The 23,374-nt window shown below is 72.9% G+C and carries 24 protein-coding genes and 2 pseudogenes; 15 read left to right on the forward strand and 11 right to left on the reverse strand.

The window, feature by feature from the left end:
* Positions 1–170: 170 nt before the first annotated feature.
* On the reverse strand, positions 171–797 hold the full coding sequence (locus ACQP09_RS02985; protein ID WP_433395758.1) for a YigZ family protein: 627 nt from the start codon (positions 795–797) through the stop codon (positions 171–173).
* Between the two features lie 75 nt (positions 798–872).
* Here ACQP09_RS02985 and ACQP09_RS02990 point away from each other — a divergent pair, with 75 nt between their 5' ends.
* A complete protein-coding gene (locus tag ACQP09_RS02990) occupies positions 873–1,280 on the forward strand; it encodes a CoA-binding protein (RefSeq protein ID WP_433395760.1) in 408 nt (135 codons plus the stop codon).
* A gap of 39 nt (positions 1,281–1,319) precedes the next feature.
* Positions 1,320–2,126, forward strand: coding sequence for an aminoglycoside N(3)-acetyltransferase (locus ACQP09_RS02995; RefSeq protein WP_433395761.1), 807 nt, complete (start codon positions 1,320–1,322; stop codon positions 2,124–2,126).
* Between the two features lie 42 nt (positions 2,127–2,168).
* Here ACQP09_RS02995 and ACQP09_RS03000 read toward each other — a convergent pair whose 3' ends face one another.
* The gene (locus ACQP09_RS03000; protein ID WP_433395763.1) at positions 2,169–2,924 is read right to left on the reverse strand and encodes an acyltransferase; all 756 of its coding nucleotides are present in this window, start codon (positions 2,922–2,924) and stop codon (positions 2,169–2,171) included.
* A 165-nt stretch (positions 2,925–3,089) separates the two neighbouring features.
* Between ACQP09_RS03000 and ACQP09_RS03005 the strand changes: the two genes are divergently transcribed.
* The gene (locus tag ACQP09_RS03005; protein ID WP_432149995.1) at positions 3,090–3,620 is read left to right on the forward strand and encodes a gamma carbonic anhydrase family protein; all 531 of its coding nucleotides are present in this window, start codon (positions 3,090–3,092) and stop codon (positions 3,618–3,620) included.
* Positions 3,621–3,704: 84 nt separating this feature from the next.
* Here the strand turns inward: ACQP09_RS03005 and ACQP09_RS03010 are convergent, their stop codons facing one another.
* Positions 3,705–4,142 carry a DUF4442 domain-containing protein gene (locus ACQP09_RS03010; protein ID WP_433406477.1) on the reverse strand — a complete coding sequence of 146 codons (438 nt, stop codon included), beginning with the start codon at positions 4,140–4,142 and terminating at the stop codon, positions 3,705–3,707.
* A gap of 134 nt (positions 4,143–4,276) precedes the next feature.
* Between ACQP09_RS03010 and ACQP09_RS03015 the strand changes: the two genes are divergently transcribed.
* Positions 4,277–5,446 carry a hypothetical protein gene (locus tag ACQP09_RS03015; RefSeq protein WP_433395764.1) on the forward strand — a complete coding sequence of 390 codons (1,170 nt, stop codon included), beginning with the start codon at positions 4,277–4,279 and terminating at the stop codon, positions 5,444–5,446.
* Between the two features lie 72 nt (positions 5,447–5,518).
* On the opposite strand, the gene ACQP09_RS03020 is transcribed toward ACQP09_RS03015, so the two are convergent.
* The 4 genes and pseudogenes from ACQP09_RS03020 to ACQP09_RS03035 all read right to left on the reverse strand — a co-directional run bounded on the left by ACQP09_RS03020 (position 5,519) and on the right by ACQP09_RS03035 (position 8,654).
* Positions 5,519–6,364: a spermidine synthase gene (locus ACQP09_RS03020; RefSeq protein WP_433395766.1), complete on the reverse strand. Its 846-nt coding sequence runs from the start codon at positions 6,362–6,364 to the stop codon at positions 5,519–5,521.
* A gap of 61 nt (positions 6,365–6,425) precedes the next feature.
* Positions 6,426–7,602, reverse strand: a pseudogene (tuf, locus tag ACQP09_RS03025) (elongation factor Tu).
* Positions 7,603–7,701: 99 nt separating this feature from the next.
* Positions 7,702–7,836 (reverse strand): hypothetical protein, encoded by a 135-nt coding sequence (locus tag ACQP09_RS03030; RefSeq protein WP_433395768.1) that lies wholly within the window; start codon positions 7,834–7,836, stop codon positions 7,702–7,704.
* Positions 7,837–7,891: 55 nt separating this feature from the next.
* Positions 7,892–8,654 (reverse strand): annotated as a pseudogene (locus tag ACQP09_RS03035) (DNA alkylation repair protein).
* Between the two features lie 49 nt (positions 8,655–8,703).
* Here ACQP09_RS03035 and ACQP09_RS03040 point away from each other — a divergent pair.
* Positions 8,704–9,426, forward strand: a complete 723-nt coding sequence (locus tag ACQP09_RS03040) for a TVP38/TMEM64 family protein (RefSeq protein WP_433395769.1) — start codon at positions 8,704–8,706, stop codon at positions 9,424–9,426.
* A gap of 192 nt (positions 9,427–9,618) precedes the next feature.
* Entirely contained in the window at positions 9,619–10,491 is an 873-nt protein-coding gene (locus ACQP09_RS03045; protein ID WP_433395771.1) for an undecaprenyl-diphosphate phosphatase, read from the forward strand.
* A gap of 117 nt (positions 10,492–10,608) precedes the next feature.
* Here ACQP09_RS03045 and ACQP09_RS03050 read toward each other — a convergent pair whose 3' ends face one another.
* On the reverse strand, positions 10,609–11,166 hold the full coding sequence (locus ACQP09_RS03050) for an AAA family ATPase (protein ID WP_433395773.1): 558 nt from the start codon (positions 11,164–11,166) through the stop codon (positions 10,609–10,611).
* A 171-nt stretch (positions 11,167–11,337) separates the two neighbouring features.
* Between ACQP09_RS03050 and ACQP09_RS03055 the strand changes: the two genes are divergently transcribed.
* The 4 genes from ACQP09_RS03055 to ACQP09_RS03070 are packed head-to-tail and all read left to right on the forward strand — an operon-like array spanning position 11,338 to position 15,770.
* Positions 11,338–12,078 (forward strand): class I SAM-dependent methyltransferase, encoded by a 741-nt coding sequence (locus tag ACQP09_RS03055; protein WP_433395775.1) that lies wholly within the window; start codon positions 11,338–11,340, stop codon positions 12,076–12,078.
* Entirely contained in the window at positions 12,075–13,172 is a 1,098-nt protein-coding gene (locus ACQP09_RS03060) for a pyridoxal-phosphate dependent enzyme (RefSeq protein WP_433395777.1), read from the forward strand. Before ACQP09_RS03055 ends, ACQP09_RS03060 begins: the two co-directional genes overlap by 4 nt.
* Complete coding sequence (locus ACQP09_RS03065) at positions 13,169–14,392, forward strand: ATP-grasp domain-containing protein (RefSeq protein ID WP_433395779.1); 1,224 nt, start codon at positions 13,169–13,171, stop codon at positions 14,390–14,392. The genes ACQP09_RS03060 and ACQP09_RS03065 overlap by 4 nt, the downstream gene beginning before the upstream one ends.
* Positions 14,393–14,417: 25 nt before the next feature.
* Complete coding sequence (locus ACQP09_RS03070) at positions 14,418–15,770, forward strand: MFS transporter (protein ID WP_433395781.1); 1,353 nt, start codon at positions 14,418–14,420, stop codon at positions 15,768–15,770.
* 15 nt (positions 15,771–15,785) lie between these two features.
* On the opposite strand, the gene ACQP09_RS03075 is transcribed toward ACQP09_RS03070, so the two are convergent.
* Positions 15,786–16,445 (reverse strand): sigma-70 family RNA polymerase sigma factor, encoded by a 660-nt coding sequence (locus ACQP09_RS03075; protein WP_433395783.1) that lies wholly within the window; start codon positions 16,443–16,445, stop codon positions 15,786–15,788.
* A 179-nt stretch (positions 16,446–16,624) separates the two neighbouring features.
* Positions 16,625–17,275, reverse strand: a complete 651-nt coding sequence (locus tag ACQP09_RS03080) for a hypothetical protein (RefSeq protein WP_433395785.1) — start codon at positions 17,273–17,275, stop codon at positions 16,625–16,627.
* 221 nt (positions 17,276–17,496) lie between these two features.
* Here ACQP09_RS03080 and ACQP09_RS03085 point away from each other — a divergent pair, with 221 nt between their 5' ends.
* The 4 genes from ACQP09_RS03085 to lnt all read left to right on the forward strand — a co-directional run bounded on the left by ACQP09_RS03085 (position 17,497) and on the right by lnt (position 21,886).
* On the forward strand, positions 17,497–18,516 hold the full coding sequence (locus ACQP09_RS03085; protein ID WP_433395787.1) for a ferric reductase-like transmembrane domain-containing protein: 1,020 nt from the start codon (positions 17,497–17,499) through the stop codon (positions 18,514–18,516).
* Between the two features lie 48 nt (positions 18,517–18,564).
* A complete protein-coding gene (locus ACQP09_RS03090) occupies positions 18,565–19,434 on the forward strand; it encodes a universal stress protein (RefSeq protein WP_433395789.1) in 870 nt (289 codons plus the stop codon).
* 72 nt (positions 19,435–19,506) lie between these two features.
* A complete protein-coding gene (locus ACQP09_RS03095; protein ID WP_433395791.1) occupies positions 19,507–19,986 on the forward strand; it encodes a nuclear transport factor 2 family protein in 480 nt (159 codons plus the stop codon).
* A 121-nt stretch (positions 19,987–20,107) separates the two neighbouring features.
* The gene (gene lnt / locus ACQP09_RS03100) at positions 20,108–21,886 is read left to right on the forward strand and encodes an apolipoprotein N-acyltransferase (protein ID WP_433395793.1); all 1,779 of its coding nucleotides are present in this window, start codon (positions 20,108–20,110) and stop codon (positions 21,884–21,886) included.
* On the opposite strand, the gene ACQP09_RS03105 is transcribed toward lnt, so the two are convergent.
* Entirely contained in the window at positions 21,807–22,715 is a 909-nt protein-coding gene (locus tag ACQP09_RS03105; protein WP_433395795.1) for a Gfo/Idh/MocA family protein, read from the reverse strand. The genes lnt and ACQP09_RS03105 overlap by 80 nt on opposite strands.
* 140 nt (positions 22,716–22,855) lie before the next feature.
* Between ACQP09_RS03105 and ACQP09_RS03110 the strand changes: the two genes are divergently transcribed.
* Positions 22,856–23,368: a DinB family protein gene (locus tag ACQP09_RS03110; protein WP_433395797.1), complete on the forward strand. Its 513-nt coding sequence runs from the start codon at positions 22,856–22,858 to the stop codon at positions 23,366–23,368.
* Positions 23,369–23,374 lie beyond the last annotated feature (6 nt).

Here is a 23,374-nt window from a genome sequence, read left to right on the forward strand (position 1 = left end):
CTCCGCCTGTTCCGAGCCGCATGTACCTCGTCCTCCACCCCTGGGCCGCCGCCGGAGCGGCCCGTGATCCCGCCGCCGGCTCCGACCACGCTAACGCCGCCGGGCCGCCGATCCCGCATCGATCAAGAATTCGCCGCCCGTGGGACCGGTCTCACTCCCTGGCGAGCCGCTCACACGTCCCCGTACGCCTCGCCGCCCAGCTCCAGCGTGGCCGTGCCCGCGGTCGCGTCGGCCAGCCAGGCGGTGAAGGCGGCGACATCGGCGTCCGGCAGCCCGATCTCGATGGTCACGGCCTCCGCGTACCGCACCTCGCGCACGTCCCGCCCGGTGGCCCGCAGGTCGTTCTCCAGCTTGCCCGCCCGCTGGTGGTCGACGCGGACGGTCGCCAGCCGGAAGCGCTGCCGGGTGATCGTGCCGAGTGCGTCGAGGGCCTCGCCGACCACTCCACCGTACGCACGGATCAGCCCGCCGGCCCCGAGCTTGACCCCGCCGTAGTAGCGGGTGACGACCGCCGCGACGTACCGCACCTCGCGGCGCGTCAGCATCTGGAGCATCGGGACGCCCGCGGTGCCACCGGGCTCGCCGTCGTCGCTGGCTTTCTGTACGGAGGCGTCGGCGCCGATCACGTACGCGAAGCAGTTGTGGGAGGCGGCCGGGTGCTCCTTGCGGACGCGTGCGACGAAGTCCTGCGCCTCCTGCTCGGTGGCGGCGGGGGCGAGGGAGCAGAGGAAACGCGATCGGTTGATCTCGCTCTCGTGCACACCCGCGCGGGCGACGGTCCGGTACTGCTCCTGCATCCGTCCACCCTATGCGCCGCGACGGCAGCGCGTTCCGGCGGGAATGACGGGGCCGGGACCAGCGGTTGTCCCGGCATGGACAACGAGACAGAGACGATCCGGCGGATTCTCCAGGACACGGGCGACACCTGGGCGGTGGTCGGCCTCTCCGACAACCGCTCCCGGGCTGCCTACGGTGTGGCGCAGGTGCTCCAGCGCTTCGGCAAGCGCGTGGTGCCGGTGCACCCGAAGGCCGAGACGGTGCACGGCGAGCAGGGGTACGCCTCGCTGGCGGAGATCCCGTTCCCGGTGGACGTGGTGGACGTGTTCGTCAACAGCGAGCTGGCGGGCGGGGTCGCGGACGAGGCGGTGGCGGTGGGGGCGAAGGCGGTGTGGTTCCAGCTCGATGTCGTGGACGCGGCCGCCTACGAGCGGACGCGGGCGGCGGGGCTGGACATGGTGATGGACCGGTGCCCGGCGATCGAGATTCCGCAGCTGGGGTGAGGGTGTGCGGGCCGCTCGGGGTGGGGAGGGATCCCGGCCGTGAGGGACCCTCTCGACAGCGACCAGCTGACCGCCGCGCTGTCCGCGCTGGGCGTGCACCCGGGCGATGTGCTGCTGGTGCACGCCTCCCTGCGGGCGGTGGGGCCGGTCCACGGCGGGCCTGAGGCCGCGCTGGCGGCCCTGCGCCGGGCCGTGGGACGGGACGGGACCGTCGTGGTCCCCTCGTTCACCCCGGAGAACTCGGACACGTCACCGCACTACCGTGCCCGTGTGCGGGGACTGGACGCCGCCGCGCGCGAGGCCGTCCGCACGGCGATGGAGCCGTTCGATCCGGCGACCACCCCCGCCCCGTCGGTGGGCGCTCTGGCCGAGACCGTACGGACGGCGGCGGGGGCCGAGCGCAGCGGCCATCCGCAGACCTCCTTCGCCGCGATCGGCCCGGCGGCGGGAAAGCTGCTCGCCGGGCACCGGCCGGACTGCCACCTGGGCGAGGACTCCCCGCTCGCCCGGCTGTACGAGGCCGACGCCAGGATCCTCCTGCTCGGCACCGGCTACGCCACCTGCACCGCCTTCCACCTGGGCGAGTACCGCAGACCCGGCCCTCCCCTCCGCACCTACCGCTGTGTGGTGACCCTGCGGGGCGTGCGGCAGTGGTGGGCGTACGAGGATGTCGCCCTGGACGACGGCGACTTCGCGGCCCTGGGCGCCGCGTTCGAGGAGGCCGCCGGCCCCGGTGGCGTACGGACGGGTCTGCTCGGGTCCGCACCGTGCAGGCTGCTCCGGCTGCGGGCGGCCGTCGACTTCGCCACCGGGTGGCTCACGGACCACCGGCGACCTGACGGCTAAGCAATCGAACACGCTCTCTGTCGGTTGAGCCGGGGACCACCGTCAGCGGGCGTCGGGCTCCTGCTCCAGTTTCAGCTCGGCCAGCGCGAGCAGCTGCTCCGGAGTGACGCCCTTCGGGATCGGCACGGGCGCCGGCGTGCGCAGGGGCGGCTGCCAGCCCTTCTCCGGGTCCCAGCTCCGTACGACACGGGCCGGCGCTCCCGCGACCACCGCGTGGTCCGGGACCTCACCTCGTACGACCGCGCCTGCCGCCACCACCACATTGCGGCCGAGCCGGGCGCCGGGCAGGATCACCGCGCCGGTGCCGATCCAGCAGCCGGGGCCGATCTCCACCGGCTCCATCCGGGGCCACTGCTTGCCCACGGGCTCGTGCGGGTCGTCGTAGCTGTGGTTGGTCGAGGTGATGTAGACGTACGGACCGCAGTACGTGTCCGGGCCGATGGTCACCGTCGTGTCCGCGATCACATGGCTGCCGCGTCCCAGCACCACGCCGTCGCCGAGCGTGAGGATCGGGTCGGGCCCCAGGTCCAGGTCCGGCATCATCCCGGCCGTGAGGGTCACCTGCTCGCCGATGATGCATTGCCCGCCGAGCTCGATCCACCGCTCCCCGAAGACCGTGCCCTGCGGAAAGGCGAGCCGCGTCCCCTCACCGATCGCGCCGAAACGCAGCCGGCCCGGGTGCTCGGCGGTGACGGCGCCCGCCTCCCGCGCCCACTCCCAGCCGCGGTGGACCAGCCAGGAGGCGGCGCGGCGGCGCCGGCGGGCGAGGAAGGAGAACGTGTTTCGGTTCTTCGGCACGGGCTCACGGTAGTCGGCACGGCGGGCGGCGATCCGCGCGGTGACCTGTGATGTTCGCCCTACCCACCGGCGTACGCGGCGAGCCGTCGCCTACCGTGTGAGGCGGCCCGATCCCGATCGAAGGCCCCAAGCGCATCAGCACACCGGACCACCGAGGAGCAGGCCATGGCGGAGCAGGCGTTGATCACGGGCATGGGCGGCAAGGAGCCGGACATCGACGCGGACGCGTTCGTGGCTCCGACCTCCGTGGTGATCGGAGAGGTGACGCTGGCCGCCGGTTCCAGCGTCTGGTACCAGGCGGTCCTGCGCGCCGACTGCGGCCCGATCACGCTCGGCCCGGACAGCAACATCCAGGACAACTGCAGCGTGCACACCGACCCCGGCTTCCCGCTCACCGTGGGCGCGCGGGTCTCGGTCGGCCACAACGCGGTGCTGCACGGCTGTGTCATCGAGGACGACGTGCTGGTGGGGATGGGCGCCACGGTGCTCAACGGGGCGCACATCGGCGCCGGGTCGCTGGTCGCCGCCCAGGCGCTCGTACCGCAGGGGATGCAGGTTCCGCCGGGGTCGCTGGTCGCGGGCGTGCCCGCCAAGGTGAAGCGGCCGCTGACGGCGGAGGAGCTGGAGGGCATCCGGTTCAACGCGGCCGGTTACGTGGAGCTGGCCAAGGCCCACCGCGCGGCGCACGAGGCCTGAGCCCCGGCACCCGCACATACCGAAGCCGCCGCACCCTCCCCGACCGGAGGGGGCGGCGGCCCCGGGAACGTACGCCCGCAGGCGTCAGCTGTTGGGGCGCAGGGTCCAGACGACGGTCATCTCGCCGGTGACCGCGCCGTCCGCGCGCCGGATCTCGATGGCCACCGGGAACTCGGGGCGCTGTCCGGCATCCAGCTCGGCCACGACGTCGGCGATCGGGCGGCCGAGGGTGGCGGTCGCGGTGACCTCGCCCATGGCGAGCTTCTTGTAGCCGATCTCGGCCTTGACGGCGAGCGGTACGGCCCGGTTCATCTGGTCGCCGAAGGCGGCGATGACGATGGCGCCGCTGGCGGACTCGGCGAGCGTGAACATCGCTCCGGCGTGCGGCCCGCCGACGTGGTTGTGGTACTCCGCCTGGTCCGGCAGCCGGACGACGGCGCGCTCGGGGGTCGTCTCCAGGAATTCGAGGTTGAGGGTCCGGGCCATCGGAACCGTCGCGACGAGCATCTCGCCGACGGTCATCTGTTCAGCGCTCATGGACCGAAGGTTACTCATGAGTAGGGATGTTTGACCATCCCCCTGTTACGGCACCGGGACAGCACTGGGACAGGGGCGGCCGTAGCAGTGCACACGTCACCCATCTATGGTTACTGGCCATGTGGCCAGGACAGCAGCCGCCCGGGGGCGAGCAGAACCCGCAGGACCCGAATCAGAACCCGTACCAGCAGCCGGGGTACCAGCAGCCGAATCCCTATCAGCAACCGGGATATCCGCAGCAGGGCCAGCAGCCCGGTCAGCAACCGGGCCAGTCCGGCGCGCCCGGATACCCGCCGGGCCAGCCCGGTCAGCAGGGCCAGCCCGGACAGCCCGGCTACGGTCAGCCGGGGTACGGACAGCAGCCCGGGTACGGACAGCCCGGTTACGGGCAGCCCAATCCGTACCAGCAGCCGACCGTCCCGCAGTACGCGGTGCCGGGTCCGCCCGGCGGGCCCAAGCCGGACGGTGACAAGAAGAAGACGACCGTCATCGCCATCGTCGCGGCGACCGCCGTCGTCGTGGCCGCCGTCGTCACCGGCGTCGTCCTGCTGAATGACGACGACGACAACGGATCCACCGTCGCCGACGACAAGAAGTCCGCCTCCCCGAGCGCGAAGCCGAGCGCCTCGGAGGACACGAGCTCCGCGCCGGAGGAGAACCCGCGCGGCTCCGAGGGCGACCCCAAGCCGCTCATCCCGGGCTGGAAGGTCGTCACCAACCCCAAGTGGGGCACGCAGTTCGACGTACCCGGTGACTGGGAGGTCTCCAGCTCGGGTACGTTCGCCGGCTTCGAGGACGCCAAGAACCCGACCGGCAAGCCCGTCGCCGGCTTCTCGGCGCCCGCGTACTACAAGAGCAAGTGGTGCGTCGACGACTCCGACAAGGACGGCAACGAGGAGGAGACCGAGCTGGCCGGCGTCGGCACGAAGGGCGCACGCGGGGCGAAGAACTCCGACGAGGCGGCGCGCGCCGAGGCGGGGACCTGGGTGTGGGCGGCCTATGGGCAGACCGACTCGAAGAACAAGGTCAAGATCGCCCCGGCCAAGCCGTTCACCACGAAGTCGGGTCTCTCCGGCAGCGTCGTGACCGCCACGGCGACCGGACTGGCGAAGAAGGAGAAGTGCGACACCGACGGCAAGTCGATCGCCTTCTCGTTCAAGAACGGCAACGACGAGTTCTCGACCTGGGTCCTCTACGGTCCCAAGGGCGTCGAGGGCGAGCTGCCGGAGACCACCATCCAGCAGATCCTGAGCACGGTCCGCCTCTCCGCCGAGAAGCCGACCGGCTGACGCGACAGCACGGCTGACATCTGCCCTCCGGCCCGGGATCGCTGTCCCCCGGACCGGAGGGCACCGTACTGCTCAGCCGATGCTGAACGCCCCGTCCGGCGGTTCCGGCGAGGCGACGGCGTCCGCGTCCACCACCGGGCGCGCACCGCCGATCAGCCGGACCAGCGCCGAGCCGTCGGTGACCCGGGCCGGAAAGGCGTCGGCGGCGCAGCGGCGGATGAGCGGTGCCGTGTCGATCGGGGTGTGCGAGGCGAGCAGGACGACGTTGCCGAAGCGCCGTCCGCGCAGCACCGCCGGTTCACCGATCAGCGCGAGCTCCGCGAAGGCGGCCGAGAAGTTGGCGAGTTGGGTGCGGAGGAACGCGAACGGCGCGCTGTCCGCCAGGTTGGCGGCGTAGATCCCGTCGGGCCGCAGCGCCCGCGCGGCGGCCCGCGCGTACTCCACCGACGTGAGGTGGGCCGGGACGCGCGATCCGCCGAAGACGTCCGCGACGATCACATCGGCGGACCCGGGCGGTGCCGCTTCCAGCCGGGCCCGGGCGTCGGCGGCGTGCACGGTGATACCGCTGCCGCCGGGCAGCGGCAGGTGTTCCCGGACCATCCGCAGCAGCTCCCCGTCCGCCTCGACGACGTCCTGCCGCGAGCCGGGGCGGGTGGCGGCGACGTACCGGGGCAGGGTCAGCGCCCCGCCGCCGAGGTGCAGGACGTCCAGCGGGGCGTCCTCGGGCGCGGCGCAGTCCAGGACATGCGCGAGGCGCCGTACGTACTCGAACTCCAGGTACGTCGGGTCGTCCAGGTCCACGTAGGACTGCGGTGCCCCGTCGACCGTGAGCAGCCAGGCCCGGTCGCGGTCCACATCGGGCAGCAGCCGGGCGGTGCCGCAGTCGGTGTCGCGGATGACGGGTATCGGCTCGTTCACCTCTCCATTGTCGCGCGGCCCGCCACCCCTGAGGTCCAGAGGTGGCGGGCCGCGCGAGCCCTCAGAGCAGGCCGGTGACCGTGCCGGCGCCGACCGTGCGGCCGCCCTCGCGGATCGCGAAGCCGAGGCCGGACTCCAGCGGGACGTCACGGCCCAGCTCCACGGTCATGGTGACCGTGTCGCCGGGGCGCGCGACCGCGCTCTCACCGAGGTCGACATCGCCGACGACGTCCGCCGTACGGATGTAGAACTGCGGCCGGTAGCCGGTGGTGACCGGGGTCGACCGGCCGCCCTCCTTCGTCGACAGCACGTACACCTGCGCGGTGAACCGGCGGCTGGGCACCACGCTGCCGGGCGCGGCCACGACATGGCCGCGGCGGACCCGGTCGCGCTCCACGCCGCGCAGCAGCAGCGCCACGTTGTCCCCGGCCTCGGCGGACTCCATCGGCTTGCCGAAGGTCTCCAGGCCGGTGACGACCGTCTCGATCTCCGCGCCGAGCACCGCGACCTTGTCCCCGACGCGGACGGTGCCGCGCTCCACGGCACCGGTGACGACCGTGCCGCGGCCGGTGATGGTCAGGACGTTCTCCACGGAGAGCAGGAACGGCGCGTCGGTGTAGCGCACCGGCATCGGTACGTACGTGTCCACGGCGTCCAGCAGCCCTTCGATCGCCGCCGTCCACCGCGGGTCGCCCTCCAGCGCCTTGAGCCCGGAGACCCGGACCACGGGGACGGTGTCGCCGCCGTACCCGTGCGCGGAGAGCAGCTCGCGGACCTCCAGCTCGACCAGGTCGGTCAGCTCGGGGTCGCCCGCGTCGGCCTTGTTGAGCGCCACGACGATGTGGTCGACGCCCACTTGACGGGCCAGCAGGACGTGCTCGGCGGTCTGCGGCATGATCCCGTCGAGCGCGGAGACGACGAGGATCGCCCCGTCGAGCTGCGCCGCGCCCGTCACCATGTTCTTGATGTAGTCCGCGTGACCGGGCATGTCGACGTGCGCGTAGTGGCGGGTGTCGGTCTCGTACTCGACGTGCGCGATGTTGATGGTGATCCCGCGCTGAGCCTCCTCGGGGGCCCGGTCGATCCGGTCGAAGGAGACGTAGGAGGTGGAGCTGCCCCCCGCGCTCGCTGAGGACCTTGGTGATGGCGGCGGTGAGGGTGGTCTTGCCGTGGTCGACGTGGCCCATGGTGCCGATGTTGAGGTGCGGCTTGGTGCGCACGTAAGCCGTCTTGGACATGGCTCGTTCCTTCTGAAGAACTCGAAGCTGAGAAGAGAGAAGACCCCAGGGCCCCGCCGACCCTCCCCTTGCGGGGTCCGCCGGACTGTCGGGGGAGGGTCAGCTTCGGGCGCCGCCGATGGGCGCTGCGGCAGCGGTGAAGGCTGCGGTGGCGGCTGCGGCCATGTCGTTCACGGCAGCCTTCGGCGCGTCCGCGACTGCGGACGGCGCTGCGAGGAAGGCGTACCGGAACATGCCTCCGATCATCGCCGGGCGCGGCGGTGGCGTCGAACGGTTTTCCGTGCGCCTCTCAGAGGTTCTTGAGCGCCTCACGCACCGAGAGCGGTGACAGCCGGTCCCGGGCGCCGTCGACGAAGTCGCGTACGGCGGTGGGGGCGGTCTTCGCGTACTCCCGCAGCGCCCAGCCGATCGCCTTGCGGATGAAGAAGTCCGGGTGGTCCGCGCGGCGCAGGCAGTAGCCGAACAGCCGGTCGGTGTCGGTGGCGTCCTTGTAGCGCAGCTGGTGCAGCAGGGCGGTCCGGGCGACCCACAGGTTCTCGTCGTCGATCCAGCGGTCCATCGCCCGGGCGAGCGCCGGGTCGGCGGTGACCAGCGGCCCGGCGACGTGCGCGGCGAGCAGATCGACCGTGTCCCACCAGGCGTCGGCGGTGACGAGGTGGTGCAGGACGGGCAGGAAGCCGGAGGAGCAGGAGGAGACGTACCGGCGGAGGTAGTCGACGGCGAAGTACTGGTACTCCCGCTCCGGCAGCTCCCAGCAGCGCAGCGCGATCGCCGTGCAGTCCCGCTCGTCCGGCCGCCCGGTGCCCGCCAGTACGGCCTTGGACAGGGCCCGGCGGCGGGGGGGTCGGGATCCCGAGGAACGGGGCGATGTGCTTCATGTACGCGGCGGCGCCCTCGGCCCGTCCGGGGTCGGCGGCCGGGGCGTACAGCTCGGTCAGCCGGGCGAGGACGGTGTCGGCGAGCGGGCTGTCCGGTACGGCGGACGCGTCCGCCGCGGCATCGGGAAGCGGGCCGTCAGGTGCGGCGGATGCGGGGGCTGCTGCGGGGTCCACGCGACGCACATTACGGCGATCCGACACCGTTTTCGGTTACTCTCCCCGAATGTTCGACCCTGTCCGCACCACCCGGCCCGCCGGCGCCACGGCCCTTCGTCGTTCGAAGGGGCTGCTCTCCCCGTGGTCCCGGTTCTCGCTGCTCGTCGCCGTGCTGCTCGGTGCCGCTTCGACGATGCTGCTGTTCGAGCCACAGAGACTGCTGGCGTCGGGCTGGCCGGAGCAGCTGACCGGCGGCAGTGCGGCGATGCTGTTCGCGCTCGCCTACGGGGCGCTGACCGTGGCGTTCGTACCGCGTCCGCTCCTCAACCTCGCGGCGGGCGCGCTGTTCGGGGCGCAGTTGGGCCTCGCGGCGGCCCTGGCGGGGACGGTGCTCGGTGCGGGCGTCTCGTTCCTGCTGGGCCGGGTGCTGGGCCAGGACGCGCTGCGCACGCTGCTGCGCGGGAAGGTGCTCACCGCAGCCGACGGGTTGCTGAGCCGGCACGGCTTCCGCTCGGTGCTGGCGCTCCGGCTCTTCCCCGGGGTCCCGTTCGCCGCCGCCAACTACTGCGCGGCGACCTCACGCATGGGCTACCCGCCCTTCCTCCTGGCCACCGGGCTCGGCTCCATCCCGAACACGGCGGCGTACGTCATAGCCGGCAGCGAGGCCGCCTCGCCGACCTCGCCCCTGTTCCTGGCGGCGATGGGGTTCATCGTGGTGTCCGGTCTCGGCGGCGCGCTGGTGGCCTGGCGCAAGCGCCACCGGCTCGGCCGGGACACGTCGAACGACTGAGCGGACGACGGCACGTGGATGACCGCTGCGGTCATCCTGGCGTTCATCTCCAGGCGATACGCTTCCCGCGACCTCGATGTCCGCGATGTCCGCGGCCGCACTCCGTAGTCAGCACTCCGTACGCCGCACTCAGCCGATGGGCCCCGTCGTCCCTGGCCGATGCACGATCATTTCCGGGATGGCCGAAGCCCCATGAGCTGGTTCGAATCATTCGTCCTGGGACTCGTTCAGGGACTGACCGAGTTCCTGCCGATCTCCTCCAGCGCCCATCTGCGGCTGACCGCCGCGTTCGCCGGCTGGCACGACCCTGGGGCGGCCTTCACCGCGATCAGTCAGATCGGCACGGAGGCGGCGGTGCTGATCTACTTCCGCAAGGACATCGCACGGATCGTGTCGGCCTGGTTCCGCTCGCTGACGGACAAGGAGATGCGCAGCGATCACGACGCCCAGGTGGGCTGGCTGGTCATCGTGGGCTCGCTCCCCATCGGCGTGCTCGGCATCACGCTCAAGGACCAGATCGAGGGCCCCTTCCGCGACCTGCGGCTGATCGCGACGACGCTGATCGTCATGGGCATCGTCCTCGGCATCGCCGACCGGCTGGCCGCCCGCGACGAGGACGGCGGCAAGCACCGCGCGGTGAAGGAGCGCAAGACGCTCAAGGACCTCGGCATCCGGGACGGTCTCATCTACGGGTTCTGCCAGGCGATGGCGCTGATCCCCGGCGTCTCCCGCTCGGGCGCGACCATCAGCGGTGGCCTGCTGATGGGCTACACCCGCGAGTCGGCCGCCCGCTACTCCTTCCTGCTGGCCATCCCCGCCGTCCTCGCCTCGGGCGCCTACGAGCTGAAGGACGTGGGCGAGGGCCATGTGTCGTGGGGGCCGACGATCTTCGCGACCGTGGTGGCGTTCTTCGTCGGATACGCCGTCATCGCGTGGTTCATGAAGTTCATCACGACCAAGAGCTTCATGCCGTTCGTCTACTACCGGGTGGCGCTCGGCATCCTCATCTTCATCCTCGTCTCCACCGGTGTGCTGAGCCCGCACGCGGGTGAGTCCGCGGGCTGACGGTTTCGGTCGTACGGCCCCGCCCGGGAGCAGCCGGGCGGGGCCGATCCAGCAGCGCAGCAGCCAGCAGCGCGGATAGATGTCACCACCGTAGGGCGGGGGTCTGACAACGCCGGTTCAGCGGTCCGTGAGCCCCGTCGCCGCGAGCACCGCGTCCACCGTCTCCGCGACCGTCAGCTCGGCGTTGTCGATCCAGAGGGCTTCGCCGGTCAGCTCGTCACGCATCGCCGTGTCCAGGAACGACCAGTCCGTGGTGAGCGTCTTGTCCCGGGCGCGGTCGCGCTCCCCCGCCTTCGCCGCGCCCGGCGCGAGCACCACACAGTGCAGCGGTCCGACGGCGATCTGCCGCCGGTAGAAGTCGAGATGGGCCCGGCGGACGACCACGTCGTCGATGACCGGCAGGAAGCCGGCGGTGACGAAACTGTCCGCGAGCAGGCAGGCGTTGCGGGCCCGCAGGAAGATCTGCCGGTCCGCCTCCGCGTCCGGCTCCGGTGAGGGCCAGCGCCCGCCGGTGACGATGAGTTCCTGGAGGGCGTCGACCTCGATGTGGGCCGAGGCCGTGAACCGGGCGGCGAGCGCGGCGGCCACGGTGGACTTGCCGCTGCCCGGGATACCGCTCAGCAGCACGGCTCCCGCCGCCGGTGCGGTGTCCACCGGCACCTCGGTCCAGCTCATCGTCCCCAGCTTCCTCCGCGCGCGGTCCGGCCCGCCTCGGCCCGGTGATCGTATGACACCGCCCAGGCGGGAACTTCCCGGCCCGGGCCGCCGACTACTGGAGAACGAGGCCCGGCGGAACAGCCGCGGCGGCACGGCGGCCCCACGAGGGCCGGGAGGAGGCCGACAGGCATGCATTGGTACGAGGACGACGCGCTCTGGTCCGATTTCGCCTCGACGATGTTCCCGCCCGCCCGGGCCGAGTCCGCCGCCGCCCTCGTCGCCTCCTCGCCCCTGCTGGACTTCCCACCGGGCTCACGGGTGCTGGACCTGTGCTGCGGTCCGGGCCTCTTCGTGGTGCCGCTGGCGGCGCGCGGGTACACGGTGACGGGCGTCGACCTCTCGCCGTCGATGCTGGAGCGGGCGCGGAACGTCTGCGAGGCGGCGGGCGCCGAGGTCCGGCTGGAGCGGGCCGACATGCTCACGTACGCGGAGCCCGGCGCCTTCGACGTCGTGCTGAACGTCTTCACCTCGTTCGGCTACTTCGCGGACGCCGAGGACAACCTCCAGGTGCTCCGCAACGCCTACGAGAGCCTCGCGCCCGGCGGGCAGCTGCTGGTCGATGTGATGGGCAAGGAGGTGCTGGCGGGCTGGATCGGGCGGCCGAAGGTGGTGGACCTGCCGGACGGCGCGTACGTGGTCCAGCGCGACACGGTCCTCGACAGCTGGCGGCGGCTGCGCACCGACTGGACTCTGGTGCAAGGGGGTTCGGCCCGTACGGCCTCCATCCACTCCTGGCTCTACTCCGCCGCAGAGCTGCACGCCTTGTTCACGGAGGCGGGCTTCACCGACGTGGAGTGCTTCGGCGGCTTCGACGGTTCGGGCTACGACCAGCACTCCGACCGGCTCATCGTCCGAGGGCGGCGCAAGTGAGGTCCCAGGAGCGGCAGTCGGCCGCCACCGCGACCGTGCACGAGCACATCACCGACGCCGTGAAGACCCCGGATCTGATCCGGCTGGACGACGCGATGGTGCTCGCGCGGTTCGAGACGATGAAGGTGTACGCGGCGCTCGGCGCGGTCCGTTCGCTGCTGCGCCGGGGCCGGGTGGTGCCGGGGCAGACGCTGGTGGACAGTTCCAGCGGCATCTACGCGGTGGCGCTCGCCATGGCGTGTCACCGCTACGGGCTGCGCTGTCACATCGTGGCCTCCACCACCGTCGACGCCACGATGCTGGCCCAGTTGGAGATCCTCGGTGCGACCGTGGACAAGATGCCGCCGTCGCAGAGCCTGCGCCTGGACCAGGAGCTGCGCGTCCGCCATGTGCGCCGACTCCTCGCCGAACGGCCGGACTTCCACTGGATGCGGCAGTACCACGACGCCGTGCACCACGAGGGGTACCGGGAGTTCGCCGAGCTGCTCACCGCCTCACTGCCCGAGGGCCCGCTGACCGTGGTGGGGGCGGTGGGCACGGGTGCGTCGACCGGTGGACTGGCCCGTGCGCTACGGGAGTCGGGGCGGGCGGTCCGGCTGGTGGGGATCCAGCCGTTCGGCAGCGTCACCTTCGGCAGCGAGCAGTTCAGCGACCCGGAGGCGATCATCGCGGGCATCGGCAGCTCGATCCCGTTCGGCAACGTCCACCACGAGCTGTACGACACCGTGCACTGGCTGGACTTCCGCCATGCCATGGCCGGTGCGGTCGGACTGCTGCGCCGGCACGCGGTGTTCGCCGGTCTCTCCACCGGTGCGGCGCACCTGGCGGCCTCCTGGGAGGCGGCGCGGGACCCGGACCGGCTGCACCTCGTGCTGGGCGCGGACACCGGACACCGTTACGCCGAGCGGGTGTTCACCCGGCACACCGAGGCGCTGGACCCGGCCTCGCTGCGTCCCCGGCCCATCGAGTCGCTCGACGCGCTGCGGCCGCCGTGGTCGGTGATGGAGTGGGGCCGGCGCGCCGCACCGAAGGCCGCCCGCCTGCCCGAACAGGCCTCCCCCGCCTCCGTACCGACCGTGGAGCTGCTGCCGTGACGATCGCCGCCCTGGAGTCCCTGTCCTTCGGGCTCGGCCGGATGGCCGAGGCCGCCGAGGAGACCGGCCACCGGCTCTGCCTGCTGACCGGCGACCGCTCGGTGTACCGGCACGAGCTGGCCGTCCTGCCGCCCGGCGCGCTGGACGTGGTGGACGTGGACACCGACGACCCGGCTGCGGTCCGCCGCGCGCTGGCCGCCGTGCCCTCGCTCGCCGGGCTCATCAACACCACGGACACCTGGAGCGTCCCGGCCGCCGAACTGGCCGCCGAACTGGGCCTCCCGGGCCCGGACCCGGAGGCGGTCCGGCTGCTGCGGGACAAGCGGCGGGTCCGGGAGACGCTGTACGCACAGGGACTGAGCCGGTCGGCGGCGGTGGCCGTGCAGCGCGGACCGGAGGGTGCGGAAGCGGTCCTGCGTACGGTCGGGCTGCCTGCCGTCCTGAAGGACTCGGCGGGGACCTCCTCGCGCGGGGTGTGGATCGTGCACGACGAGGAGGAGCTGCACCGGGCGCTGGCGGAGGCGGAGCAACAGCCGCTGAAGGGAGGCCTGTTCGCGGAATCCTTCCTCGCGGGTCCGCTGTACAGCGCGGAGACGCTGAGCTGGGAGGGGACCACGCGGCTGCTCGGCGTGCTGAGCCGGCAGACGTCCCGGTCGGCGGTGGTACGGGAGGAGGTCGCGGCGTTCCCGGTGGCGCTGCCGGGCGAGGAGCGGGACGGGATCGAGGCGTGGGTGGGCCGGGTGCTGAAAGTGGCGGGCCACCGCAGCGGGTTCGCGCATGTGGAGTTCATCCTGACCGCCGAAGGGCCGGAGTTGGTGGAGATCAACCGGCGGATCGGCGGTGCGCTGGTCGGCGAGGTGCTCTGCCGGACGCTGGGCACCAATGTGTACACGGCGATGATGGACGAGGCGCTGGGCCGCCGCCCGGGGCTGCTCGACGCCGAACTCGACGGCCGGGGGCCCGCGTACGGCTTCGTCCTCGTCTACGCGGACCGGCCCGGGCTTCTGAAGGGCTGGCACGGTCTCGGTGAACTCGCCGCCTTTCCGGGGTCCGTGGAGTGGTTTCCGGTACGCGAACCGGGTGAGCACCTGCCGCACGTGGGCGATCAGCGCGGGTGCACGGGGATGGTGCTGGCCGAGGCGGCGACGGCGGAGCTGGCGCAGCACCGGGCGTGGAGTGCGGCGGTCCGGGTGCGGCCGGTGATGGCGGACACGCCGTGAGGGCAGGGCTCGGCCGGAGGGCCGGGTGAGCGCGGAACGGACCGGGAAGCACGGGCGGTTCACCAGCTCCCAGGTCTTCCTCCTGGCCGGCTCCTTCCTCATCACGCTCGGCAGCTTCGCCGTGCTGCCGTACGTGTCGGTGCTGCTGCACCAGCGGCTCGGTCTCGGGCTCGGCACGGTCGGCTTCGTGCTGGCGGTGGCCTCGCTGATCCAGTTCGCCGGCGGCGTGGTCGCGGGTCCGGTGGCCGCACGGATCGGGCTGCGGCGGTCGATGCTGCTGGCGCTGGCGCTGCGGACGGCCGGATTCGCCGCGTTCGTACCGGGGTTGACCAGTCCCGTGCCGGCGATCGGCGCGCTGCTGCTGGTGTCGGCGGGCGCTGCGCTCTACCTGCCCGCCAACAAGGCCTATCTGGTGTCCGGTTCACCTGACGAGGACCGGCCGAGACTGCTGTCGGCGAGCAGTTCGGCGTTCAACGCGGGCATGGCGCTCGGCCCTCCTGCCGCCGCGCCGCTGGTGATGGGCTCGCCCGGCGCGCTCTTCACGTATGTCGCCGGGCTGTTCGCTCTGGTCGCGGTGGGGCACGCGTTCCTGCCGCGCGGCGAGGTGCGTCCGGAGGCGGTCGCGCCGCAGGAGTCCCCGTCCGGCGAACGGCGGTCCGGGCTCTCGCCGTTCCTGGTCACGGTGGTGAGCGTCTACGCGTTCATGTTCTTCCAGCACTACCTGGCGCTGTACGCGGTCCCCCGGACGTCGGCCGGCTTCTACGGCGTGGTGCTCATGGGGTACGCGGCCCTTCTCGTCGTCGCGCAGCCGCTGCTGGCGGAGTGGGTGGCCGCTCTGAGCTATCCGGCGGCGCTGCGGTGGGGGTTCGGGGCCATGGCGGCGGGGATGGCGGCCATCGCCGGTGGCGGGCACGTGGGCATCGCGGTGGGCGGGGCGCTGCTCTGCGTGGGCGAGATCGTGCTCTTCCTGAAGAACGACCTGGAGGCCCTGGAACGCAGCTCCGCGCCTGCGGCCACCGTGTTCGGACGGCAGCGGCTGGCGGCGGGCATCGGGGCGTTCGCCAGCGGGGTGGTGGGCGGTCAGCTGTACGCGGCGGCGGAGTCGGCCGGTTCGGCGCGGGCGTTCTGGGTGGTGGTCTGCCTCCAGTGCCTGCTGCTGCCGGTCTTCCTGCTGGCCCGCCGTACCGCCCGGGGCCGGTCGGAGCCCCGGGCGGAGACGGCATCCGAGCTAGGGCGGGTCCGGCGGATCATGACCGGGTCCACGACGCCTGGCACGGCACCTCGCGGCGTTGCCGAAACGCCCGAATCGCTCCGCGATGAGGACGTTCCAGCGCCTTGCGATGCACCGCACCAGACGCCGCGGCCTATCCGGCCCTGATCCGCCGGACACACCCTAGGCCGTGGTTGATCCGGCGGCCACCGGCGCCCGCTCCCCCGGTTCCGTACGCCACTGCCCGGCCAGTTCGCGGCGGGCGCGGGCCACGCGGGAGCGCACCGTACCGACGGGGCAGCCCGCCGCGTCCGCCGCCTCCTCGTAGGAGAGCCCCAGCACCTGGGTGAGGACGAAGGCCTGGCGGCGGGCCGGGTCCAGGTGGGCCAGGGCGTCGAAGACCGCGACCGACTCGTCGAAGCCGGGGAGGTGGCGCGGCTGGGCCCGTTCCGCCGCGATCTGCCAGTCGGCGGTGTCGGCGGTCCTGGGGCGGACGGCGGCCGTGCGGTGGCGGTCGATGACGACGCGCCGGGCGATGGAGAGCAGCCAGGTGCGGGCGCAGGAGCGTCCGGCGAAGCGGGCCAGTCCGCTCATCGCCCGCAGATAGGTCTCCTGCGCGAGGTCGTCGGCGCCGGGGACGTCGGCGCTGAGGTAGGCGACGAACCGGCGGACGTCCTCGTAGGTCGCCCGGACGAAGCGGTCGGCGGCTTCCCGGTCGCCGCCGCCGGCGGCCAGCGCCCAGTCGGTGATCTGCACGTCGTTCTGGCGGGTGGCGTACACCCGGTGCCGGGGCGCCGGGGTGGTCGGCGGCCCGGCGGGGAGGGGGGTGGCAATAGGCGTCACAGCAGTCCTTCGCGTCCTGGCGGAGCCGTGGCGCGGTCGTCGGCGCCCGGCTCCGCGGGGCCGGGCGCGCGGACGCCCGGAGAGCGGTCCGGCGGTACCGGCATGCCTGTCACGGGTGTGGGCGCGAGCGCACACCCGTACCGCCGCCGGGTCTCAGGGACCGGGTGGGCGGCTGGAGGTCACAGGGAGGGGACGGGAAGGGGTGGACCGCGCCGGGAGATGGCGTGCAGGGCGAGGAGGTCCTGAGGGCGGCGGCGTGTCCTGCGGCTGGTGCGCGGCCGGGCGGGCGGGCCTCCGTCGAGCGGTGTCGCCGACCAGAGGCGCCAGGCCGTGCGGAGCGGAGCCCGTACGAAGAGGGCCAGGCAGCGGCCCAGCCGGGCGAGCGCCACCTCGCCGCGCCACAGCCACCAGCCGCAGACCAGCCCGGCGACCGCGTGGGCGGCGGCCATGCCGGTGGTGAACACCGAGGCGTCGAAGGCCGCCAGCAGCTCCATCCGGTGCGGGACGTCGCCGGCCGGGCCGGTGTGGGAGGCGTGGGGCATCGAACCGTGCGCGTGGTGCGCGCCTCCGGTGGTGGCGGCGGCGAAGTAGGCGTGCAGCCCCAACTGGCCGAGCACATGGGCCGATACGGTGACCGGGGCGTTCCGTTCGCGGCCGCCGAGCCACCAGCCCGCGGCGGCGACCGGTACCAGGACGGCGAGCAGGGGCGGCAGCGGCAGCGGCCCGCCGGACATCAGGGCATGGCCGAGCCCGGACACGGCGACGCACACGACCGCGAACAGCGCGGTGCGGGCGAGGCGGAGTGCGGTTCCGGCTCCCATGGCGGCCATCGTGCCAGCAGCACCCGCCTCGCGGTGAAGACCAGCAGATGCGGAAACAACGGGAGTTCACCCCGTTTGCCCCAGCCGCCACCTCTGTGATTCATGTCACACAACCTGCGGTGGAACTTTCGCCTCTCCCCCACCGACTGCTCCAACAACGCGTTCGCATATGCCTCGTGGCCCGGGGCCGACGCATCCGCCCCGCCAGCCGACGCCCCCGAAGAGGCCGCATGACGAACCAGCCCCCCGCACCCGAACCGGCAGCGGCCGCCGAACTCCCCACGGACTCCTCCGAGATCACCGCAGCGGACCCCCAACTCCCCGGCCCCCGAGCGCCACGACCGACCCGGCGCACCACCCTCCGCTCCGACCTGCGCGCCTCCTGGCCCGACGGTCTGGTGGCACTCCTGGTGACGGCGGCCGTCTTCGCCCTCCTCTACGTACGCATCCGCAACAAGACCTCCTCCACGGTCTCCGTCATGCCGTTCATGGCCGACGCGGGCGGCTTCTGGATGTACTTCCTGAGCCAGGCGTTCGGCTGGTCCGCGCTGCTCTGGGCCTGGGGAACGGTGATCCTCGGCCTCCTGCTCTCCGGCCGGCGCCCCTCTCGCCTCCCGCTCTCGGGCCCGCGGCTGGAGCGCCTGCACCGCACCACGAGCCTCAACACCATCGCGCTGATCACGGCCCACGCGCTGCTGTTCGGTGCCGAGTTGGTGCGCCACTCCACCGCTTCGTGGAACTCCGCGCTGACGACCGCCTTCATCGAGACGTTCGTCCCGGGCGGCTACACCTCGGGCACCGGCCAGATCGCCATCCCGATCGGCCAGGCGGCGCTGTACCTCGCGATACCGCTCGGCCTGCTCTTCTACGTACGCCACCGCATCGGCCCGAAGACCTGGCGGGTCCTGCACCGGTTCGTGATCGTGGTCTACGTGCTGAGCGTCTGGCACACCCTGCTGTACGGCACGAACGTTTGGTACGACGGCTGGTTCCGCACCAGCGTCTGGCTGCTCCAGCTGCCGATCGCCGCGCTGCTGCTCGTCCGCCTGCTGCGCCCGGCCCGCCGCTCCGAGAAGCTGCCCCTCTCGCCCGGTGCCACCGCCTCCCGGACCGGCTGGGCGCTGCGCCTCGGCGGCCGGCTCGCGGTGGTCGGCGTCATGGTGGCGCTGGTCGTGGTGGTGGTCAGCGGCAACGACGGCGGGCGGAGCGTACCACCGGACGACACCTCCTCCACCCACAACCACGACTGACCGGCACCCTCGCCGGCCGCGTGGGCCCGGCGACGTACGCTCGGGTCCATGACCACCCATGATCTTCCCGTGATCGCCGCCGTCGACGGCTCCACCCACAGCCGGCAGGCGCTCGACTGGGCCGCGCGGGAGGCCGTGCGGCGCGGGCTGCCGCTGCTGATCGTCCACGTCATGCCGCTCACCCGGAACGTCGACGAGGAGACCCGGCAGCGTGAGGCGGACGAGCTCCTCGCCGCGTCCGTACGCCGGACCGAGCTGATCGCTCCGGCGCTGCGCCCAGCGACTCTGGCCCCGCTGGACTTCCCGGCCGCCGCCCTGGTCTCGCTGGCCCGGGACGCGTCGCTGGTCGTGGTCGGCTCGCGGGGGCTCGGCGGCTTCCGGTCGCTGATGATCGGATCCAACAGCCTGGCGACCGCGTCGATGGCGAGCTGTCCCGTCGTCATCGTGCAGGACAGCGGCTCGGAGGAGGACGACCGGCCGCAGGACGACGGGGCGGCCTGCACCGACATCGTGGCGGGCGTGGCCGCCGACGAGAGCAGCGAGGCCGTCCTGGAGTTCGCCTTCGCCACCGCGGCCGCCCGGCCGGGTGCGCGGCTGCGGATCGTGCACGGCTGGACGATGTTCTCCTCGATGCTCTCGGGCGGGCCCGTCTTCGACCGGGAGAGCGCGGCGGGCTCGGCCGAGCGGAGCCTGTCGGAGGTGACCGCCGGCTGGGAGACGCGGTACCCGCGGGTGGAGGTCGTACGGGAGCCGGTCAACGGGTCCGCCTCACGCACCCTGGTCACCGCCTCCGCGACGGCGGCGCTGACGGTGATCGGCCGCCGCAAGGGCGGGGAGTCGCTCGGTCTCGGCCTCTCGCCGGTGGCGCAGACGACGGTCACGCATGCGCTGGGTCCGGTCGCGGTGGTGCCCTGCTGACCGGGCGGGTGGTCAGCTGCCCGCTCGCGCAGGCCCCTTGGCGTGGCGGGCGGCTTGACCGAGACTTGACCGATGACACAGCGTGTGGCACTCGCAACCGTGATGGACCGGCTCGCCATCGATGATGTGATCACCGGGTACGCCGTGACCGTGGACGACGGCGACTGGCCCGCGTACGAGGCCCTCTTCACGCCGGACGGCCGCGCGGACTACACGGGCGCGGGCGGCGTGGAGGGCCCGGCGGGCGAGATAGCGCGGTGGCTCACCGGGACGATGCGCCTCTTCGCGATCCGCCAGCACCTGATCGTCAACCGGCGCATCGACCTCCAGGACCTCGGCGGCTACCCGGGCGACCGGGCGCAGGTGCGGGCCGACTACCTCAACCCGATGCGCCTGGCGCGCGAGGGAGAGGCCTCCGGCACCGGTGACACCGCGCCGGACTTCGTCTCCGGCGGGCGGTACACCTTCGAGCTGCACCGTACGGACCCGGGCTGGCGGATCCGTTCGGTCGCCGTCCACGAGAAGTGGCGCCGCACTCCCGGCCCGGCCTGAACCGCACCCCCCGGCCGGGGGTGTCCGGTGTCCCGTGGGGATCACCTCCCCCACACTGGGTACAGAGCTGACCTGGCGGACCACGCGGCTGCTCACCCCGGTGGGACGAGGAGGGCACGGCATGCGGATGCGGGGCGGAGGGGTTCCGGCGTCCGACGGGCAGCCGCCGGGCGAGGGTTCGGCGTCCGACGGGCAGCCACCCGCGGGAGACCTGGGGTCCGACGGGCAGCCACCCGCGGGAGACCCGGCGTCCGGCGGTCGGCCACCGAGCAAGGGTTCGGCGTCCGGCGGTCGGCCACCGGCCGGAGAGCCGCCCGCCCGCCCGTCGCTTCCCGCGTCCGGCTGGCTCCGGGGAGCCGCCGCGCTGCTCGCCGGGGCGCTGCCCGCGCTCGCGTTTCCCGCGCCCTCGCTCTGGTGGCTGGCCTATGTCGCACTCGTCCCCTGGCTGCTCCTGATCCGCTCGGCTGCGACGGCACGGCGGGCGGCGCTGGACGGCTGGATCGGTGGCATCGGCTTCGTCATCGCCGTGCACCACTGGCTGGTGCCGAGCCTGCACGTCTTCATCGTGCTGCTGGCCGCGCTGCTCGGTCTGCTGTGGGCCCCGTGGGGCGTACTGGCCGGACGGCTGCTCGGCGGTGCGCCCTCCCCACTGCGGGCCGCCGCCGCGGTGGTGGCCGTGCCCTCGGGGTGGCTGGTGATCGAGCTGGTCCGCTCCTGGGAGGGGCTCGGCGGGCCGTGGGGGCTGCTCGGGGCGAGTCAGTGGGAGGTGGGCCCGGCGTTGCGGGTGGCGTCGGTGGGCGGGGTGTGGCTGGTGAGCCTGCTGGTGGTGGCCGTCAACACGGCCCTGGTGCTGGCCGCGACCGCGCGCGCCTCCGCCCGGACGACGGCCGGGGTGCTGCTGGTCGTCTGCGTCCTGGCCGTGACCGGGGCGTGGGCCTGGGCGCCGCAGCCCGCCGCCGGGACGGCCAGGATCGCCGTCGTACAGCCGGGTGTCATCGCCGGCCCGGACAGCGTCGAGCGGCGCCTGGCCCGGGGCGAGGAGCTGACCCGTACGGTCGCGGGCCGGGACGTCGACCTCGTCGTCTGGGGCGAGAGCAGCATCGGCGCGGGAGCCTGGCAGGCCCCGGAGACCGCGCGGCGGCTGGCGGCGCTCTCCCGGGAGACCGGGGCCGATCTGCTGGTCAACGTGGACGCCCGGCAGACGGACGGGTCGGGCCGGAGCGGGATCTTCAAGTCGGCGGTGCTCGTGGGACCGGACGGGCCGACCGGCGACCGGTACGACAAGATGCGGCTGGTGCCGTTCGGCGAGTACGTCCCGGCGCGCTCGCTGCTCGGCTGGGCCACCTCGGTCGGCAAGGCGGCGGGCGAGGACCGGCTGCGCGGCGACCGGCAGGTGGTGATGGCCCTGCCCGACAGCGACCGGCAACTGCGGATCGGGCCGCTCGTCTGCTTCGAGTCCGCGTTCCCCGACATGAGCCGGCGGCTGACCCGCGACGGCGCCCGGATCCTCGTCGCGCAGTCCGCCACCTCGACCTTCCAGCAGAGCTGGGCCCCGGCCCAGCACGCCTCGCTCGGGGCGCTGCGGGCCGCCGAGAACGGCCGGCCCATGGTCCACGCGACGCTCACCGGGATCAGCGCCGTGTACGGGCCGCGCGGCGAGCGGATCGGGCAGCCGCTCGGTACGGACGAGAGCGCGGCGGCCGTGTACGACGTACCGCTGACCCGCGGCACCACGCTCTACACCCGCTTCGGCGACTGGGCGGTGTACGGGGCGCTGGCGGCGCTGGCCGCCCTGTGCGCCGCCGAAGGGGTGCGGGCGCTCAGGAGGAGGCCTGCTCCAGGGAGTCCCGGACGATCCGCTCGCACAGCTCATGGGTCGCCAGAGCGTCCCGGGCGCTGAGCACCTCGCCCGCGCGGACCGCGTCCAGGAAGGCGTGGACGCATGCCTCGATGCCGCGCTGCCGGGCCACCGGCACCCAGTCACCGCGCCGGCGCACGCTGGGCTGGCCCTTGTGGTCGACGATGTCGGCGAGGTTGAGGACCTGGCGCTTGGTGTCCCGGCCGGAGACCTCCAGGACCTCCTCGGTGGAGCCGTTCAGCCGGTTCATCATCCCGATCGCGGTGAAGCCGTCGCCGGAGAGCTGGAGCACCACGTGGTGCATCAGCCCGTCGACGATCCGGGCGCGCACGGTGGTGTGGTCGACGGGTCCGGGGACCAGGAAGCGCAGGGTGTCGACGACATGGATGAAGTCGTCGAGCACCAGGGTGCGGGGGTCCTCGGGCAGGCCGACGCGGTTCTTCTGCATCAGGATCAGCTCGCGCGGGTGCTCGGCGCACTGGGAGTAGCCCGGCGCGAAGCGGCGGTTGAAGCCGACGGCCAGGCTGACGCCGCGCTCCTCCGCGAGGTTCACCAGCCGCTCGGACGCGGCGTACTCGTACGCGATCGGCTTGTCGACATAGGTGGCGACCCCGGCGTCCAGGAGCCGCTCCACGATCTCCGGGTGGACGGCGGTCGGGGCGTGCACGAAGGCCGCGTCGAGCCCTTCGGCGAGCAGCGCGTCCAGGGTCGTGTGGCGGGCGCCGGCCGGGATGCGGTGCGTGTCGCCGACCGCGTCGAGCGTGGCCGGCGTACGGGTCTGGAGCTGCAGCTCGACCCCTGGGACGGCGCTCAGCACCGGCAGGTACGCCTTCTGCGCGATGTCGCCGAGCCCGATGCAACCGACCTTCACAGGGGTCTCCCTCTCGCCGTGCAGACGTTCCGAAAGTTCCGTTGCCCGGCAGCATACGGGGCCGCCGCGATGCCGCTTCCGGTGGCCGGTCGGGGAAGAAATACCTGGCCAGGATCGTGATCACGGTCCAGGATGACCGGATGACTTCCGCAGAACGATCCGAACCCGCCCTCGACGCAGCCGAACGCCCCATGCTGGAGGGCTGGCTGGACTACCACCGCGAGACGCTCGCCATGAAGTGCGAGGGGCTCACGGACGCGCAGCTGCGCGAGGCGTCCGTGCCGCCCTCCGCGTTCACCCTGCTCGGCCTCGTACAGCACCTGGCCGAGGTGGAGCGCTTCTGGTTCCGCGAGATCCTGGCGGGCGAGGAGCTGCCGGATCTCTACTCCACCGAGGAGGACCCGGACGGGGACTTCAAGGTCACGGAGTCCACCACCTGGGCCGGGACGGAGGCCGTGTGGCGGGCCGAGATAGCGGCGGCCCGCAAGAGCGCCGCCGGATACGGCCTGGACGAGTTCTCGCAGGGCGTCGGCTCGGCGGGCGAGCCGTTCAGCCTGCGCTGGATCTACACGCACATGATCGAGGAGTACGCCCGGCACAACGGCCACGCCGACCTGGTGCGGGAGCGTATCGACGGCGCTACGGGCGACTGACCGTTC

It is taken from the genome of Streptomyces sp. CA-146814, assembly GCF_050942385.1.
In the GTDB taxonomy this organism is placed as follows: domain Bacteria; phylum Actinomycetota; class Actinomycetes; order Streptomycetales; family Streptomycetaceae; genus Streptomyces.

What these genes read in the sequence shown, in the direction of transcription:
- ACQP09_RS02985 (WP_433395758.1), bottom strand. Translation starts at nt 797, where the DNA reads ATGCAGGAGCAGTACCGGACCGTCGCCCGCGCGGGTGTGCACGAGAGC.
- lnt (WP_433395793.1), top strand. Translation starts at nt 20,108, where the DNA reads ATGCGGATGCGGGGCGGAGGGGTTCCGGCGTCCGACGGGCAGCCGCCG.
- ACQP09_RS03055 (WP_433395775.1), top strand. Translation starts at nt 11,338, where the DNA reads ATGCATTGGTACGAGGACGACGCGCTCTGGTCCGATTTCGCCTCGACG.
- ACQP09_RS03085 (WP_433395787.1), top strand. Translation starts at nt 17,497, where the DNA reads ATGACGAACCAGCCCCCCGCACCCGAACCGGCAGCGGCCGCCGAACTC.
- ACQP09_RS03095 (WP_433395791.1), top strand. Translation starts at nt 19,507, where the DNA reads ATGACACAGCGTGTGGCACTCGCAACCGTGATGGACCGGCTCGCCATC.
- ACQP09_RS03090 (WP_433395789.1), top strand. Translation starts at nt 18,565, where the DNA reads ATGACCACCCATGATCTTCCCGTGATCGCCGCCGTCGACGGCTCCACC.
- ACQP09_RS03030 (WP_433395768.1), bottom strand. Translation starts at nt 7,836, where the DNA reads ATGTTCCGGTACGCCTTCCTCGCAGCGCCGTCCGCAGTCGCGGACGCG.
- ACQP09_RS03010 (WP_433406477.1), bottom strand. Translation starts at nt 4,142, where the DNA reads ATGACCGTCGGCGAGATGCTCGTCGCGACGGTTCCGATGGCCCGGACC.
- ACQP09_RS03040 (WP_433395769.1), top strand. Translation starts at nt 8,704, where the DNA reads ATGTTCGACCCTGTCCGCACCACCCGGCCCGCCGGCGCCACGGCCCTT.
- ACQP09_RS03045 (WP_433395771.1), top strand. Translation starts at nt 9,619, where the DNA reads ATGAGCTGGTTCGAATCATTCGTCCTGGGACTCGTTCAGGGACTGACC.
- ACQP09_RS03080 (WP_433395785.1), bottom strand. Translation starts at nt 17,275, where the DNA reads ATGGCCGCCATGGGAGCCGGAACCGCACTCCGCCTCGCCCGCACCGCG.
- ACQP09_RS03005 (WP_432149995.1), top strand. Translation starts at nt 3,090, where the DNA reads ATGGCGGAGCAGGCGTTGATCACGGGCATGGGCGGCAAGGAGCCGGAC.
- ACQP09_RS03050 (WP_433395773.1), bottom strand. Translation starts at nt 11,166, where the DNA reads ATGAGCTGGACCGAGGTGCCGGTGGACACCGCACCGGCGGCGGGAGCC.
- ACQP09_RS03015 (WP_433395764.1), top strand. Translation starts at nt 4,277, where the DNA reads ATGTGGCCAGGACAGCAGCCGCCCGGGGGCGAGCAGAACCCGCAGGAC.
- ACQP09_RS03110 (WP_433395797.1), top strand. Translation starts at nt 22,856, where the DNA reads ATGACTTCCGCAGAACGATCCGAACCCGCCCTCGACGCAGCCGAACGC.
- ACQP09_RS02990 (WP_433395760.1), top strand. Translation starts at nt 873, where the DNA reads ATGGACAACGAGACAGAGACGATCCGGCGGATTCTCCAGGACACGGGC.